Raw genomic sequence first — 16,329 nt, 5'->3', positions numbered from 1 at the left:
CTTGAAAGTGAACAACTCCCGACACTCATCTTCGTTGAGTAAACACAAGTCACAAATACGGCGCGGGTCTTCCCGCCGATTTGGTTAAGGGAGACTTACTTGCCATTGTGGGATACCCCCAGGGGAATTCGAATCCCCGTCGCCTCCGTGAAAGGGAGGTGTCCTAGGCCTCTAGACGATGGGGGCAAGGCGCAGCATTAACTACGTTAACCAATCCATAGCGGCCTTGTCAACACTTCCCTCGGATTTTGCATGAACGGCCACAGTGCTAGGAAAATCAAGGCAGTCCTGTGGTGGCATCATAACCATGACTCTTGCTGGCCTCAGTTCCTTCTCCATTGTTATGCCTGCCTTTAATGTTATTGAGCAGCGAGGAGAGGTCATCTTTCGGGAAACCCTTGAGAGTATTGCCGCCAGTTGTTACCACCTGCAACGCACCTATCCCCAGCCGCTGTCTGGTGAGCTGGTTATTGTCAGTGACGGTTCTACCGATGCCACCTGTGCGGTGGCTACTGCTGCATGGCCGCAGGTTGTGCCGCTACAACTGATAGGGCTACCTACAAATAGGGGGATTGCTGCTGCGCGTAATATTGGGGTTTGTTTTGCCAAGGGGGAGGTCATTTTCTTTTGCGATGCCGATGATCTCTACCGGCCAGAGCACCTATTCTTGGCGTTGTCCATCCTCAACCAGCCGCTGCCAGAACCCTACAGTTCCTCAGCAGCCCCCACCTACTTTGGCGCAGTGCGGACGGGAATTTACTGTCGCGATCGCCTCCATCCCTACTGGCACAAGACACTAGAGCAAACCCTTGTCCTCAACTTAGCTGTCCGTCGCGAAGTTCATGAGTTTATTGGTGGCTTTCCTGAAGATGACGTATTCCGCCAATTTCGCTTTGGGGCGGAGGATGCCGCCTATGCCCATTGGCTGCGCCAGTTTTGCCATACTGCCCACCTTGAACAAAAAACCGTCGAGTATCGCCGCTTTGCCAATAGCTTTTTTGATCGCCAATTGGCCAAATTTCAGGCCGCGCCAGGAACGGTAACCCTCCCTGTTGACGTTGTTGAGCAGCAGCATCAACAACAGATTGCAGAGATTATGACAACACGGCTGCGGCAACTACAGGAACAGCTAAGCAGCAGGTACGATGAGGATCGGAATCAGCGCCAACCAAAGAACAATAGGCAATAGGGCGGATGCTTGACCACGACTTTGTGAACGGAGTAACGGGGATCCGCCAGCGCGATGGGTCGTGGCTAGATAGGAGTGGCTAAATAGGATACAAGGATCAAGGATCGCTTGTGATGGCCTCCTCTTCGTTTTTTGGCGGCGTGGCTACAACGGCTGAACTGGGAGCCGGGGGTTCTGGACTGGGCAGAGTTTGCTCCAACGTGGTGGCGTGGAGCGCAAGGAGTTGCTGCTCGAGGTCTTGACTGGAGGAGAGTAACCGATTTAAGACTTGAATCAGGCGGCGTAAGTCAGACTGAAAGGACTGATCGCCAGTGATTTTGAGTAAGTCGTTGGTGAGTTTTTGGGCATTCACAAAGGTGGCGCGGGCTGCATCCAAGGTTTGGGCAATCGAGAGCATAATTATTGGGCTACTCAAGGTTCCCGATACTCGGTTGAGGTTAGCAGCCGCTTCAGCGCCGTTTTTGACCAAGGTTTCCAGATTGGTGAGTAGCTCTCCCTGCTCCAAGCGATTGATAAACGGAGACAAGGCATTCAGGGTTGTTCTTAGGTCTTTTGCGGCACCATCAATATTGCGCAGAGCCGAGGTGATAGTATTGCGGTTAACTTCGACTAGTTCACTGATTTGGGTGGCGGCGCGGGTGACTGCTTGGGAGGCATTGCTAAAGTTCCGCAGTTCAGAGCGCGCTTCGCTACTGAGGGTATTCAAGTTCTCGACGGCGGAGTCAATTTTGGCTAAGGATTGATCGGCACGACTCACTGTCCGTGTGGTGCCCAAAATGAGGGTATTGGCGTTATTAATGATGCCGGACTGCTCAAGGGCAGCGGTAAAGTGAGTGGCTGCCCGCACCAGATCGTCAAGGCTAGTACCGCGCACCCCAGCAATGCGATCGCCATTGCAGTAAATTAACTCTGGCTGACACGTTGGCGCAAATGCGGTCATCCCTTCAGGAATCTCTGCTGCCTCTGCCGTTGGTGTAAAGTCCAGATAGGCTTGGCCAATGAAGCCGGATTGGCGAATTTCCGGTACCGCTCCCCGTGGAATTAAGACATTGTTGACCCGTAACCCAACTGTGACGCCGTTAGGGCTAAAGCCAATCCGTGTCACGCGACCCACCTGAACACCGCGAAACCTAACTTGTGTGCCTACTGCCAACCCAGGTGCCGACTCCAAGTCCACTTCGAGGGTATAACTATTGGCACCAGCAATATTTCCCCGCAGCCACAGAAGCGAGACCCCCAAAATCCCCAATCCCGCTAGAATGAGTAGCCCGACTAAACTCTCTTGCACACGCCGTGACTGCATCATGGGGGGTCACTCCTGCCCGAACTGGTTCTAAAACTAGAGCACTGTGCTGCATCCTACAGCCTAATGCAACTATAGTCGATGGCGATTCCTGCTGATCCAGCACCATGCAGGGAAAGGAGGAACGGTACAATACAAAAATGTTACTGTGGTTGCGATCGCGCTTTGCTGATTGCTTGCCTTCGTCCCCTGAGAGATCTATGGATTTATTGACGCTTGAAAGCTGGCTAGATAACACCGCCTTTGCAGTGCTGTTTATAACCATGTTGCTGTACTGGCTGGGGGCAGCGTTTCCCCGCTGGTCAGGATTATCGGCGGCTGGCCGGACAGGCATGGCGATCGCCAACCTCTGTATTGCCGGGCTACTGGCAGCCCGCTGGATTGAGGGGGGCTATTTCCCCATCAGTAACCTGTACGAGTCCCTCTTTTTTCTGTGCTGGGGGCTAACCGCGATGCACCTAGTCGCCGAATCGATGAGTGGTCAACGCTTGGTGGGGGTCGTGACTGCGCCGGTGGCCATGGGAATTACGGCCTTTGCGGCTCTCTCGCTGCCGCCAGAAATGCAACAGTCTGCTCCCCTTGTGCCCGCACTCAAGTCGAATTGGCTGATGATGCATGTCAGTGTAATGATGCTCAGCTATGCCACGCTGATGGTGGGGTCGCTGCTGGCGATCGCCTTTCTAGTCGTCACATGGGGGCAACCCGTCAGCCTCAAGGGGAGTTCTGTGGGCACAGGTAGTTTTCGCCACCTGCCGCTTGAGCCAACACAGTCCCTAGGCTCTAGTTCGGGCAGTGGCACAACGGTACTCACCCCCCCCACAACCCAACTGAGCTTGCAGCGCCTCACCCTAGCCGAAACCCTAGATAACCTGAGCTACCGCATGATTGGTTTGGGGTTTCCGCTGTTGACCATTGGCATCATCTCCGGTGCGGTCTGGGCAAACGAGGCGTGGGGGGCACCGTGGAGTTGGGATCCCAAAGAAACTTGGGCCTTAATTGTCTGGTTGGTGTTTGCCGCCTATCTCCATGCGCGCATTACCCGCGATTGGCAGGGGCGCAAGCCAGCGATTTTAGCTACGGTGGGCTTTGGCGTGGTCTGGGTTTGTTATTTGGGGGTGAATCTTCTGGGAAAAGGCTTACACTCCTACGGTTGGTTCTTCTAGGACAGCACGGTGTGGAGCCTCTACCATGCCCGTTTGCAGCGCCGCCTAAAAGAGGAGCAGTGGCTACCGCAGCACGCAAGGATTCTCATCGCCGTATCCGGGGGGCAGGATTCCGTCTGTTTGGCAAAGCTGCTGCGTGACTTGCAACCCCATTGGCACTGGCACCTCGCGATTGTCCACTGCAATCACAGGTGGCGGCCAGATAGTACGGCCAATGCTCATTTTGTTGAAGGGTTAGCTCAACAGTGGCAACTGCCCTATAAACTTGTGACGGCTCTGGAGCCACCGGCAACGGAAGCAGCAGCACGCACGTGGCGGTATCAGGTGTTTAGGGAGGTTGCTTGCACCCTAGACTGTAGCCATGTGGTGACCGGTCACACCCAAAGCGATCGCGCCGAAACCGTCCTATTAAATCTGTTGCGGGGAGCCAGTGTGACGGGCATCGGAACCCTCCAGCCTGTTCGCCCCTTAGGGGAGGTACAGCTCGTGCGCCCTCTCCTCGACCTGAGCCGCACCGACACTGCCGCGGTTTGTCAGCAACAGCAGTTACCCATCTGGCAGGATACGACGAACTTGGACTGTCGCTACCGGCGCAATCGCCTGCGGCGGGACGTGATCCCCTACCTACGAGAGCACTTTAATGCCAAGGTTGAAACTGCCCTTGCCCAAACCGCAGAGCTGCTGGCAGCCGATCGAGCCTATTTTGCCGCTGAAGTGGCTCGTGTTGCTCCAGAGGTCATCCGTACGGCACCACCGGCCTTGGATCGCGATCGCCTCCGCCAACTGCCGTTAGCCTTGCAACGCCGTTTAATCCATCGCTTTTTACAAGCGCACTTACCGGGCACCCCCGCGTTCACGGTGGTAGAGGCAGTGCGTCACCTCCTGAATGCGGGGAACGGCTCACAAACCAGCACCCTGCGGGGGGGCTACTGCCTGCGGGTGCACGGACAATGGCTCCAGCTTACTGCAATGCCACCACAGCCACAATCTGCTCCTGCGGATTCAGCGTTGTAAGGGGAACTCCCACATCTTCTTTGTTGAGCACTGGCACGCCCTCCCCCGTCGTGATCCAAGCGCGCTCTTGGCTGGTGACCACCGCCATCGTCGTTCCGCAGCAGCCAATGCCTGCGAGACGATCCTGTTTGTGCCGCAGTGGCATGGTCAACTGCCCTAAATGCCCTAGGGGGACTGGCTCAATCAACGGCAGCGGCACCTGCTTGGCCAAGCCAGCCCCACTGACCAGGAAGAGATGATCCAATTCCCCCATGGCGATCGCCCCCACAAGGGTTTCTTGAATACTCAGGCGCAGGGCAGGCTGGCCTTGGTTGAGTCGGCCAAGGGCAGGAATGGAGGCTGCCAAAAAATGAAAGACCCGTCCCCGAGACGTGGCCAGCACTAAATGCCCTGTGGCAGGCGTAAGGGGCAAGACCCAGCTAAGGCTATCGCCTGCTTTTAACTTCGTCAGTTGCAACCCGCGGCTACTGAGATCGTCAAGTTCCGCTACTGGCATCGCCTTGATGCGCCCGTGACGAGTCAGCACAATCAGGGTAGTCACGTCCTCGCCCCTAGGGAGCACCGTTAGTAGAGTGTCCGATTGGGCGGCGTCTGGCAAAAGTGTCAAAATGGGTTGGCCGCGATCGCGGCGGCTGGTCAGGGGGAAGCGCTCCACCTCCAACGGATAGACTTTGCCCCCCGCCGTAAAGACCCACAGGCGATCGCTTCGCTGTACCGACAACGTCAGCGGCAGGGGATCCGACCAAGGGAGCCACGTCTCGCCCTCTAACTGTGGGCGACTGCGCTGGGGAAAGCAGCGACCATAGCTGCGCGCAGTAATTTCCAGACACAGCGGTTCGTTTGCCAAGGGTAGCGCATTCAAGGCACTAGAGGAGGGGGGAGCCTCCCGCAGAATTTGGGTGCGGCGCGGATCCCCAAACTGCTTTTTGAGCTGTCGCAAGTCTTTTTTCAGCGCTTTAAGGCGCTCAGGACGCTGACTAATTAGCATTTCTAGGGTTTGGATGCGCTCCCTAAGGGTCGCCTGTTCCGCCTCCAGTTGGCTGCGTTCCTGCTGGGTGAGGCGCCGCAGGGGCATGGCAATCAGCGCACTGGCTTGGCGATCGCTCAGTCCCAGTTGCGTGATGAGGTCTCGCTGTGCGGTCGTGCCATCCACCGCCGATCGCAAAATCGCAATCACCTCATCCACTGCATTTAACCCCACCAGCAGACCGGTCACAATGTGTAAGCGTGCTTGGGCACTCTCGAGGTCATGGCGGTATTGTCGCAGCAGCGTGGCCTCGCGAAACGACAGAAACTCACGTAACATCGCCTTGAGGGAGAGCTGGCGCGGTTGATTGCCCACCAAGGCCATCAGGTTAATGCCATAGGTGACCTGCAACGCCGTCAGGCGATAGAGCTGCTCTAAAACCTGGTCTGGGTCTATATCCCGCTTGAGTTCAATGACCACCCGCATGCCGTCGCGATCGCTTTCGTCCCGCAAATCCGCAATCCCCTCTAGGCGACCCTGATTCACCAGTTCCGCCATTTTTTCGATCCAGGCCGCCTTATTCACCTGATAGGGTAACTCCCGCACAATAATAACGTGGCGGCGGTGTCGTCCACGGCCGGGTTGAGTGTCCTCAAGACTCACCACCCCCCGCAGCGTAATCGTCCCTCGACCGGTGCCATAGGCGCGCTCCAGTTCAGCACCATCCACAATGATCCCCCCCGTGGGAAAATCGGGCCCCGGTAGATGCCTCAACAACTCTGGTAGCTCAATCTCCGGCTGGTTGATCAGGGCAATGAGCGCATCCACCACTTCACCGAGATTATGGGGAGGGATATTCGTCGCCATCCCCACAGCAATCCCCGTTGCCCCATTCAGCAGCAGAACGGGTAACTGAGCCGGCAACACCAGGGGTTCCTGTTGCGAGCTATCAAAGTTAGGGACAAAATCCACAATGGCATCGCTAATACCCGCTAATAGCGTTTCGTGGGCGATCGCTGCCAAACGGGTCTCCGTATAGCGCATCGCTGCTGGCGGATCATTATCGATCGAGCCAAAATTCCCATGACCCGCCAACAGGGGGTAGCGGCTACTAAAGGGCTGCACGAGGCGCACAAGGGCGTCATACACTGCCTGATCCCCGTGGGGGTGGTATTTCCCCAACACATCCCCAACCACCCGCGCACACTTGCGAAAGGGACGATCCGGCGTCAACCCCAATTCGTACATTGCATAGAGGATGCGGCGGTGCACTGGCTTGAGGCCATCCCGCACATCCGGTAATGCCCGCCCCACAATCACACTCATGGCGTACTCCAAATAGGAGCGCTGCATTTCGCTATGGAGCGCTGTGGGAATCACCTGTCCGTGAGCCAGTAAATCCAGTTGTTTCGCCATGCCTACACGCCAACACTCGCGAGAGGGTCATTCCCCACGATACAGGAGTTTTGCGAATTGTAAACTAACCCTTAGACGGCTCTAGGTCTCTGCTGAGGTTGATTCCTCCCCCTTATCCTTCATGAAACGGCTCACCAACTCCTTAATCAAAATGTAGATAACGGGCACCACAAAAAAGCTTAAAAAGGTGGCCGCGATCATACCACCTGTCACACTTGTGCCTAGGGAATGACGGGAATTAGCCCCTGATCCGGTGGCAATTACCAAGGGGAAAATCCCCAAAATAAACGAGACCGCCGTCATCAAAATCGGGCGGAGGCGCTCTTCTGCCGCGCTAATCACTGATTTCACAATCGAGGTGCCCTTACTGTCGCGAATCTGGTTAGCAAACTCCACAATCAAAATCGCATTTTTACTCGAGAGGCCAATGAGCATCACCAACCCAATTTGGCAGAATACATCATTGTTTAAGCCCCGTAACCATTGAGCTAGCAGTGCCCCCATAATCGCCAAGGGCACCGAAAGAATAATGATCAGCGGGTCAATATAGCTTTCGTACTGAGCCGAGAGCACCAGAAATACAAACACCAAACCCAAACCAAAAATCAGCGGTGCCTGGCCACCAGAGCGGGTGGACTCCAAGGACAGCCCCGTCCAGCTATAGCCTAGTCCATTGGGGAGTATCCGCTGAGCCAAGGCTATCATTGTATTCATTGCCTGCCCTTCACTGAGGGGTGGCGTATTTCGCCCCGTCACCTCCGCTGAGCGGAACAAGTTATGGTGATAGATAATGGGTGGCGCTGAGGTTTGCTCAATCGTCAGCAAATTGCTTAGAGGAACTAAGGCATTTTGGTTAGAGCGCACATAAATGCGGTTAATATCGTCAGGATTGGCTCGAAACTGCTTATCCGCTTGGACAATTACCTGGAAACTGCGGGCAAAGATCGTGAACTGGTTGACGTACGCCGATCCTAAATAAATCTGCATGGCGTTAAAAATATCGCTGAGCTCAACCCCCAGAGCAAGGGCACGGGTGCGATCGACAGTGACATTCAACTGAGGCGCATTAATAGAAAAAGGCGTGTTCACTGCCACCAAACCTGGCGTGCCATTCGCTTGGCGAATCAGTTCACTGACAGACGTATAGAGCGTTTCTAGCCCTAGGTCCTGCTGATCCATAATCTGCATATCAAAGCCGCCAAGGCCACTGCCGCCGAGGTTGATTGTTGGTACATTAGCCGAGAAAACAGCCGCACCCAGTTCACCGCCCACTGCCTTTTGAAACTGCGGCAGCAGTGCGTCAAGAGGCGGTCGCTTAGACCATGGCTTCAAACTGGTAAAAATAATTCCCTTGTCTGAACCATTCCCAAAGAAGCTAAACCCACCAATGGCAAAGGTGTGATCAACCGCTGGGTTCTTAGCAATAATATCGGCGGTCTTGAACACAATGTTACTGGTATATTCCAGAGAAACCCCCTGCGGCGACTGCACCAGCGTGACAAAGTAGCCTTGATCTTCTTCGGGCACAAAACCGCCCGGAACAATCTGAAACAGCCAGTAGGTAAAGGCCAGCAACACCATAAACCCGCCCAGCACCCAGTACTTGAGGCGGACAACCACATGCAGATTGCTTTCATAGCCTCGCCGCATTGTGTCCAGAAAGCGGTTAATCCAACGAAAGAGGATAAAATCTGCCATGGCTGATTGCTCTCGCCGCAGCAGAAGGGCACACAGCGGTGGCGAAAGGGTAATGGCGTTAAACGTCGAAAGAGCAATCGAAAAAACAATTGTCAGCGCAAACTGTTGATACAACCGCCCCGTGACTCCTGGGAAAAAGGCCACTGGAATAAACACTGCCATCATCACCAGGGAGGTGGCAATCAGCGCGCCCGTTACCTCCTGCATGGAACGGCTCGCGGCGGCGGGGGGGTCTAGCCCTTCTTCCTCCATCAGTCGCGTCACGTTTTCCACCACCACAATGGCATCATCGACCACCAGACCCGTGGCCAGCACCAGACCAAACATGGTCAAACTATTGATCGAAAAGTCAAAGGCCTTCATAAAGGCAAAGGTGCCAACAAGGGAGACAGGAATGGTAATCGCGGGAATAATGGTGGCGCGCCAATCTTGCAAAAACAGAAAGATCACGGCAATCACCAAAATGATCGCAATAATCAGGGTGATGACCACCTCCTTGATGGACTCTTGCACCGCATCGGTGGTACTAAAGCCAACGCCCCACTTCAAGCCAGGAGGGAATTTCTCGGCTAGGGTAGTCATTTCCTCTTCTACGGCACGGGTAATATCAAGGGCATTCGCCCCGCTGAGTTGGTAAATGCCAATACCAACGGCATCGCGACCATCAAACTTAAAGTTGGTGGTGTAGCTTTGGGCACCCAATTCTGTGCGACCCACATCCCGCACCCGGATCACTGATCCATCCTCGCCGCGTTGAATAATAATATCGGCAAATTCTTCAGGGGTAGTGAGGCGGCTTTGGGCTTGAATCGAAATTTGGAATTGCTGCCCTTCGGGGGCGGGAGGGGCACCAATAATCCCGGCGCCGACCTGGACGTTTTGATCGGAGAGTGCCCGCACGACATCTTGGGCAGTTAAGCCGCGACTGGCTAAACGGTTGGGATCGAGCCAAAGGCGCATGGCATAGGTGCGCTGCCCAAAGATCTGGACTTGACCGACGCCCTCTAGACGCTGCAGCGGCTGAACAACGTAGAGGGTGGCATAGTTACTAATAAAGGTAGAGTCGTAGTCAAAGCCTTCGTCGGGGTAAAGGGCTAAGGCAACCACAATTTGCGTCGTAGATTTACTGACATTAACGCCAGTGTTAATCACCTCCGGTGGTAGTTGGGAGGTCACCGATGAAATCAAGTTGTTGACATCAACGGCGGCAATATCCTCATCGTAGCCTTCTGTGAAGGTGATGGTGATGTTGCTGTTGCCAAAGCTGTCGCTGGTGGAGTCAATGTAGTCCATCCCCTCCACGCCGTTGATTTGGGTTTCCAGAATGGTGGTGACGTTGGTTTCAACGGTTTCGGCATTGGCACCCGCGTAGTTGGACGACACCTGAATGGTGGGGGGCGTAACGTTCGGATAGTACTCGATGGGAAGGGTTGGTAGGGCGATCGTCCCCACAAGGATAATTAGCAGGGAACAAACGGTGGCAAAGACCGGACGCTTAATAAAAAAATCGCTAATCATGGTGCCTTAGGACTCAGGGGTAATGGGGGCACCATCGCGCAAGCGTTGAATGCCGGAAACAACGATTTGCTCGCCAGGCTGAAGACCTTTAAACACTTGGTAGCTATTGCCTTGAATGGAGCCAACTTGAATGGGTTTTTGCTTGGCAATCATTTTACCCTCGTTATCTTTTTCGGCCACAAACACGAAGGTTTGACCGGCAAGGTTAGATACAGCAGTGGTGGGAACCAAAACTCCGGGCTGCTGGCCAAAAATAATCCGCGCTTGAATTTGTTGGTCGGCGCGGAGGTTGTTCTGGACGTTTTCGTAAAGGGATTTAACTAAAATGGTCTGGGTATTGTTGGTAGTGTTGGGGGCAATGAAAAACACGGAACTGGTGCCAACAACATTTCCAGCCATATCAATGAGTTCAACAGGAGTACCTAAGCGAATTCGGGGAATTTGCTCAATTGGCACCTGAATATAGACTTCAAGGGGTTGGTTGGAGGTAAGGGTCAGCAGATTGGTTTGGGGGGTCACGAAGTCGCCAACTTTGGGGGGGATATTGCCGACAACCCCACTAAAAGGCGCGCGCACCTGAAACCAATTGAGGACAACTGCCTGTTGCTGGGTGTTAGCTTGGGCTTCGAGAAGGACTTTTTCTAGCTGGGCAATGGTAGCCTGCTGGGCACGAATATCGGCTTCGGTTTGTTGGAGATCGGCTTGGGCGGTGCGGAAACTGGTAATAAAGGATTGTGCTTGCTCCTTAGACACGGCTCCTTCTTCAAAGAGGGCGGTGTAGCGCTCGGCTTGGATGCGGTTAAACTCAACGGTAGCAAGGTTGGCACGGCGTTGAGCTTCAAGGGATCGCAAGGTCGAGCGGGCATTTTCGACATTGGCTTGGGCCGATTGGATGGCGGCAATATTGCTGGCAACAACTGCCTGTTGCTCTGAGGGATCAATGAGAATGAGGGGCTGTCCTTGAGTCACGAACTGGCCGTTTTGAACGTTGATCTGAACAATACGTCCAGAGACTTGCGGCAGCATTGTTACGGATTGACGCGACTGCAAGGACGCGTTATAGACGGCTGTCTGGGGCAGGTTTTCGGATCTGACGGCTGCCAGTTGCACCCGAGTCGCTGGCGGGGTGGTTGCTTCTGGTTTGCCACAGGCGGTGGCGATGAGGCAGGCACTACCAAGAATCAGTGATGAGAGAATTTGCCGCTGCACCATACCCCAACCCCAAACACCCCAATCACAAATGGAAATGAGTCACCCTCAGTCTAGCCTAGAGCGGTGTGCAACAGCACTCTTTGTACACGCTTAGCGATCGCCCACGGGTTTGATGCCGGTTTTGCGCTCAAGAATTTCTTTGAGGATGAGGGTGACCAAGGCCAGTAGCCCCAAAATAATGGCGGCAGCGTAGGCAGACTCAGTGTTGTAGTTTTTGTAGGCATCTTCGATAAAAAGGGGGAGGCTTTGGGTTAAACCGGCAACGTTACCAGAAMCCACCGCCACTGCGCCAAACTCCCCCATAGCCCGAGCATTGGTCAGGAGGACGCCATAGAGCAGCCCCCAGCGAATATTGGGCAGGGTAACGCGCCAAAAGGTTTGCCAGTCGTTGGCTCCTAGGGTTTTGGCGGCTTCGTCTTGCTCCGTGCCAATTTCTTCAAGGACAGGAATGACTTCGCGGGCAACAAAGGGAAGGCTGACAAAGGCAGTCGCTAAAACCATCCCCGGAAAGGCAAAGATAATCCGCAGATCCACAGCTTGCAGCCAACCGCCAAACCAACCGTTGCGACCATAGACCAGTACCAGCATTAAACCCGCCACAACGGGTGAAATGGAAAAGGGTAAGTCAATGATGCTCAATAGCAGGGTGCGCCCCCGAAAGCGATGGCGGGCGATCGCCCACGCGGCACATAGACCAAACACGGTATTGATGGGCACCACCACTAGCGCCAAGGAAAAGGTAACCCACAGGGCATGGAGGAAATCTGGCTCTGTCAAGTTCTCGAGGAAGGGCATCACTCCCTTGCGAAAGGCTTGAAAGATCACGTTGGCAAATGGAATCAACAGGACAAGGCTCAGGTAGGTGAGGGCGATCGCGATCAACCCCCCTTGAATCCAAGATCGGTGTTTAACGCTGTGCATAGCGGCGACCCCACGCTTGCAGGAAATTAATCAGAAACAAAATACAGAGCGATACCAACAGCATCACGGTGCCAATGGTGGTGGCCGCCTCGTAGTCGTACTGCTCTAGGCTTTGAAACACCAGTACCGGCGCAATGAGATCTCGAAATGGGGTATTTGAGGAAATGATGACAATGGAGCCAAACTCACCCACGGCTCGCGAAAACCCTAGGGCTACCCCTGTGAGAATAGCAGGCAACAACGGCGGCAAGATCACCCGCCAAAAGGTTTGCCAGTGGCTTGCCCCCAATGACCAAGCGGCCTCCTCCACATCCTTTTCCATTTCAGTAAGCACTGGTTGAACGGTGCGGATCACAAAGGGCAGCGAAATAAAGAGCATGGCCACCGCTACCCCCCAGCGGGTAAAGGCAATCTTAATTCCCAAAGGCGCAAGCAACCCACCAATCCAGCCATTCTCGCTATAGACGGTTGCTAGGGTTAGCCCCGCAACCGCCGTGGGTAAGGCAAAGGGCAAATCCACTACCGCATCAAAAAAACGCTTGCCAGGGAACCGGTAGCGCACCAGTACCCAAGCAACGAGGGTGCCAAAAATTCCATTGATCGCCGCTGTGATTAAAGCGGTCACAAACGTCACTTCGTAAGCCGATAGGGCGATCGCCCGTGTGGCCACCTGCCAAAACTTTAGCGGCCCACCCGCACCAGCCCGGATGAACAGTGCTGCGATGGGAATAAACAACATCCCGGCCAAATAGAGCCATGTAATTTTCCAGACCCATGGCATACGCCACAGCCAACCACAAGGCATTGCTCGATCCGTCTTGGCTGATGCAGCAGGGGTCATCACCTTAATGTTCTCCTCCCATCAATCACCTCGTCACTATGCCTGATTCTCTTGCTGGATTTGATCGAAGAGCGCACCATTGGCAAAAAATTGCTTCTGTACCGTTGCCCAGCCCCCCAAGTCTGCCACGGTAAAGAGTGTGGGCACCACTGGAAACTGTTGCTGATGCGCAGCAAGTACCGCTGAATCGATGGGGCGAAACCCATACCGAGCAAAAATCTTCTGCGCTTCTGGCGTAAACAGAAAATCAATATAGGCCTTTGCGACCTCGCGGGTACCATGCTTATCAACATAGCGATCCACAAGGGCGATCGGATTTTGAATGAGCACATTCACCTTGGGGATGGTATAGGATAAGGCCTGCCCCTTGAGTCCAGCCAAGATCACCTCGTTTTCATAGTTAATCAGTGCATCGCCTTGGCCTTGCTTCAAAAACGCATCGGTGGCTTCGCGGCCATCCCGGGGAAGAACCACCACATGGCGAAATGCCTCAGTCACAAATTGCCGTGCCTGGGCAGGGGTGCCCCCTACAGCCGTAACAGACCCCCAAAGCGCCAAGAAATTCCAGCGGGCTGCACCCGATGTCTTAGGGTCGGCGGTGACAAAGGTCACCCCCTCTCGCGTTAAATCCTGCCATGTTTGCAGGTGTTTGGGGTTGCCTGGCCGGGTGATTAAGGCACAAACCGAGGTGGTAACAATGCTATTGTTGGGGGCTTGAGTGGCCCAGTCGCTGCGGATCAGCCCCGCGTTGGCAATGCGATCAATATCTAGCCCCAGGGAAAGATGCACAATATCCGCCTCAAGGCCATCAATCACCGCCCGCGATTGACTCCCTGAAGGCCCATAACTGGTACGGAAGCGCACCGTTTGTTGGTGGTCTTTCTGCCATTTTTCTGCAAACAAAGGAATAATGGCTTCATGGGCTTTTTGGGTCACCGCAAAGGAGGAAAGGGTGAGATAGACCCGTTGTGGCCTACCGTCGGGAAGCCTCTGTTGCACTTGGCAGGCCGCAAGGAGACCACTGAGGCCAAGCCCTGCCCAAAACAGGATGAACCAGGACGCTAAGCGCCGCCACTGAGTCATGGTGCTAAGATTGATCACTAATCTACGATAAATTGCTCGGAATAATGTAGAACAATTATACTTGGGAGGGGGAGGGTTGCCAAGGCTGACTCAAAATGTAATTTTGACTGTGTGCCATTGCACGTGGGGATAGAGGCCTTGCAACTCGTCAAGGCTAGTAAATTTCTGGCGGCGGCGACGCTCAAGAATTGCCACAGCAGTGGCTTCATCCATGCCACCGATCTGCCGCTGCATTTGGGCGCGAGTAGCGCGGTTGATCGCAACAGTTGCCAAGGGAGCTGCAGCTGCTTGAGCGGTCTGAGCAGAGTTTTGCGAATCAGTGATGGGGGCGTCCTCACCGTGGCGGGGAATGTAATAGTGCAGGAAATCTCGGGCAAGGCGGCTATTCGCAAAAATGGCCTGGGCTTCTGCTAGCAGGTTCTCGACCTGTAGGGCGTTACCGGGAGCGTAGCGGGCACTAAAGTGAGTGAGAAACAGAAGTTTGACCTGGGCTAGGTAAGCCACCTGTGCCGCCATTGTTGAGGTGGAGTGGAGCCGTTCAAAGGCCAATGCTGCCTCCTGGTGGGAGAATGTGGCTTCATGGATGAGGACATCGGCGTTGTGGGCTAGCTCTACGGCGCTGTCACAGAAGACTGTGTCGGTACAATACACCAAGCTGCGCCCGGGCTGGGGGGGATCACAAAGGTCTTGCCCAGTCACTTGGCGGCCATCCTCTAGGGTGATGGTTTTGCCCTGCTTCAGTTGGCCGTACAACGGTCCTGAGGGAATCCCGAGGGCTTGAGCTTTTTCAACATGGAAGCGCCCAGGGCGATCGCGCTCCGTCACTCGGTAGCCAAAGGCGGGTACCCGGTGGTGCAGTAGTCGGCAGGTAACCGTAAATTCACTATCGCTAAAGACTTCCCCCGGCTCAACCGTATGCACCTGCAACTTGTAGGGCAGCCGCATCACGGACCAGCGCAAACAGCTTTCGATATAGCGATCCAGTGTGGCTGGGCCATAGACATCCACCTGAGTCACGGTGCCCCCCAAGCCCAAACTGGCGAGCAATCCCATTAAGCCAAAGATGTGATCGCCGTGCATGTGGGTAATAAAAATGCGGCGGATCTGGCTAGTACGCAAATTACTGCGCAGAAGTTGATGCTGCGTGGCCTCACCACAGTCAAACAGCCAAATTTCCTTGCGCTGGGGCAGGCGCAGAGCCACACTGGACACATTCCGCGACCGCGTTGGCACGCCTGAGCTGGTGCCGAGAAATGTAACCTCCATTAGGCTGCTGGCAGCAGTTGCAGATCGTCAAAGCAAATCTTTACGGTACTGGTGGTGCCCCCTTCGTGGGTGGTCACGACCTGCTGACGCATGAGGTAGTAGTTGCCGACTGGCACATAGGTATCTTCAAATTCCATTTGCCGTACCACCTCGTTGGTTTCAGGATTGCGGAACACGGCAACATAGTTGGTGGAAATGTAGCCAGCGCCAGTATCCAGCGCCTGACGGTGAGTAATGGCAAAGGCAACCCGCCCCATCACCCGGCTGACATACACAATCTGGTTGTCCCGCACTTTGTAGTTAGACCCCATAGCGTCGCCGCTGACAAGGATTTCCACCGCACCGCTGGCATCGGTTGCGCCAGTGCTAAAGGTATTTTTACCGTGGGCGGCCTCAAAGCTGTTGCGCTTGCGGTGAACCACCACATCCCGCAGTTGGTTGTACAGCGACTCCCGCACCTGCTCATCGTCAATGCCTGTGACTTCAACGGTGTAGTCGGCAGTTACTTTGACCTGACCCTCGTAACACTGCTCACCATCGATCAACTTTACTGTGGCCGTAAACCCCGGAAAGTGCTCGTCCCATGTATAACGATTTTCGTAAGCGGCACGAAAAAGGGCTTGGGCATCCAGCGCCGATGTCGTTGGCATGGGGAGTTCCTCAAATAACGATCGCTACTGATCTAGGATAGCTGATTCTTCCCCCCTTGACGGTTGAGTATATCTAGTGTTCACTGGG

Annotated in this window: 11 protein-coding genes, 1 tRNA gene and 1 pseudogene; 3 read left to right on the top strand and 10 right to left on the bottom strand. The window is 54.6% G+C overall.

The window, feature by feature from the left end; translation table 11 throughout:
- Nucleotides 1-113 precede the first annotated feature (113 nt).
- A tRNA-Glu gene (locus L5220_RS00570) sits at nt 114-186 on the bottom strand.
- Between the two features lie 121 nt (nt 187-307).
- Here L5220_RS00570 and L5220_RS00565 point away from each other — a divergent pair.
- A complete protein-coding gene (locus L5220_RS00565; RefSeq protein WP_499570958.1) occupies nt 308-1,189 on the top strand; it encodes a glycosyltransferase family 2 protein in 882 nt (293 codons plus the stop codon).
- 97 nt (nt 1,190-1,286) lie between these two features.
- Here the strand turns inward: L5220_RS00565 and L5220_RS00560 are convergent, their stop codons facing one another.
- On the bottom strand, nt 1,287-2,495 hold the full coding sequence (locus tag L5220_RS00560) for an MlaD family protein (protein ID WP_499570956.1): 1,209 nt from the start codon (nt 2,493-2,495) through the stop codon (nt 1,287-1,289).
- A 197-nt stretch (nt 2,496-2,692) separates the two neighbouring features.
- Here L5220_RS00560 and ccsB point away from each other — a divergent pair, with 197 nt between their 5' ends.
- Together ccsB and tilS are read left to right on the top strand one after the other, a co-directional pair.
- Nucleotides 2,693-3,655 (top strand): c-type cytochrome biogenesis protein CcsB, encoded by a 963-nt coding sequence (gene ccsB / locus L5220_RS00555; protein ID WP_448514914.1) that lies wholly within the window; start codon nt 2,693-2,695, stop codon nt 3,653-3,655.
- 9 nt (nt 3,656-3,664) lie between these two features.
- Nucleotides 3,665-4,669, top strand: a complete 1,005-nt coding sequence (gene tilS, locus L5220_RS00550; protein WP_499570954.1) for a tRNA lysidine(34) synthetase TilS — start codon at nt 3,665-3,667, stop codon at nt 4,667-4,669.
- On the opposite strand, the gene L5220_RS00545 is transcribed toward tilS, so the two are convergent.
- The 8 genes and pseudogenes from L5220_RS00545 to L5220_RS00510 form a co-directional block, all read right to left on the bottom strand.
- Nucleotides 4,617-7,052 carry a DNA gyrase/topoisomerase IV subunit A gene (locus L5220_RS00545; protein ID WP_499570952.1) on the bottom strand — a complete coding sequence of 812 codons (2,436 nt, stop codon included), beginning with the start codon at nt 7,050-7,052 and terminating at the stop codon, nt 4,617-4,619. The genes tilS and L5220_RS00545 overlap by 53 nt on opposite strands.
- 81 nt (nt 7,053-7,133) lie before the next feature.
- Nucleotides 7,134-10,268, bottom strand: coding sequence for an efflux RND transporter permease subunit (locus L5220_RS00540; protein ID WP_499570950.1), 3,135 nt, complete (start codon nt 10,266-10,268; stop codon nt 7,134-7,136).
- A 6-nt stretch (nt 10,269-10,274) separates the two neighbouring features.
- Nucleotides 10,275-11,480 (bottom strand): efflux RND transporter periplasmic adaptor subunit, encoded by a 1,206-nt coding sequence (locus tag L5220_RS00535; protein WP_499570948.1) that lies wholly within the window; start codon nt 11,478-11,480, stop codon nt 10,275-10,277.
- A 90-nt stretch (nt 11,481-11,570) separates the two neighbouring features.
- Nucleotides 11,571-12,401 (bottom strand): sulfate ABC transporter permease subunit CysW, encoded by an 831-nt coding sequence (cysW, locus tag L5220_RS00530; protein WP_499570946.1) that lies wholly within the window; start codon nt 12,399-12,401, stop codon nt 11,571-11,573.
- Entirely contained in the window at nt 12,388-13,182 is a 795-nt protein-coding gene (gene cysT / locus L5220_RS00525; protein ID WP_499570944.1) for a sulfate ABC transporter permease subunit CysT, read from the bottom strand. Before cysT ends, cysW begins: the two co-directional genes overlap by 14 nt.
- A 96-nt stretch (nt 13,183-13,278) precedes the next feature.
- On the bottom strand, nt 13,279-14,325 hold the full coding sequence (locus tag L5220_RS00520; RefSeq protein ID WP_499570942.1) for a sulfate ABC transporter substrate-binding protein: 1,047 nt from the start codon (nt 14,323-14,325) through the stop codon (nt 13,279-13,281).
- Nucleotides 14,326-14,658: 333 nt separating this feature from the next.
- A pseudogene (locus L5220_RS00515) lies at nt 14,659-15,591 on the bottom strand (ribonuclease Z); the annotation flags it as partial.
- A complete protein-coding gene (locus L5220_RS00510; protein ID WP_448515117.1) occupies nt 15,591-16,241 on the bottom strand; it encodes a DUF3386 domain-containing protein in 651 nt (216 codons plus the stop codon). The gene L5220_RS00510 and the pseudogene L5220_RS00515, both read right to left, overlap by 1 nt.
- Between the last annotated feature and the right edge of the window lie 88 nt (nt 16,242-16,329).

The organism is Synechococcus sp. PCC 6716, from assembly GCF_022570815.1.
GTDB classification, from domain to species: Bacteria; Cyanobacteriota; Cyanobacteriia; order Thermosynechococcales; family Thermosynechococcaceae; genus Thermosynechococcus; species Thermosynechococcus lividus.
Note: the sequence above shows the minus strand (reverse complement) of the source record. Positions and strands in the feature narration are given on the sequence as shown.

Bases quoted from the DNA above. Each gene is read 5' to 3' on its own strand.
- L5220_RS00565 (WP_499570958.1), top strand. From the start codon at position 308: ATGACTCTTGCTGGCCTCAGTTCCTTCTCCATTGTTATGCCTGCCTTT.
- L5220_RS00510 (WP_448515117.1), bottom strand. From the start codon at position 16,241: ATGCCAACGACATCGGCGCTGGATGCCCAAGCCCTTTTTCGTGCCGCT.
- L5220_RS00540 (WP_499570950.1), bottom strand. From the start codon at position 10,268: ATGATTAGCGATTTTTTTATTAAGCGTCCGGTCTTTGCCACCGTTTGT.
- L5220_RS00560 (WP_499570956.1), bottom strand. From the start codon at position 2,495: ATGATGCAGTCACGGCGTGTGCAAGAGAGTTTAGTCGGGCTACTCATT.
- L5220_RS00545 (WP_499570952.1), bottom strand. From the start codon at position 7,052: ATGGCGAAACAACTGGATTTACTGGCTCACGGACAGGTGATTCCCACA.
- cysT (WP_499570944.1), bottom strand. From the start codon at position 13,182: ATGCCATGGGTCTGGAAAATTACATGGCTCTATTTGGCCGGGATGTTG.
- ccsB (WP_448514914.1), top strand. From the start codon at position 2,693: ATGGATTTATTGACGCTTGAAAGCTGGCTAGATAACACCGCCTTTGCA.
- L5220_RS00535 (WP_499570948.1), bottom strand. From the start codon at position 11,480: ATGGTGCAGCGGCAAATTCTCTCATCACTGATTCTTGGTAGTGCCTGC.
- L5220_RS00520 (WP_499570942.1), bottom strand. From the start codon at position 14,325: ATGACTCAGTGGCGGCGCTTAGCGTCCTGGTTCATCCTGTTTTGGGCA.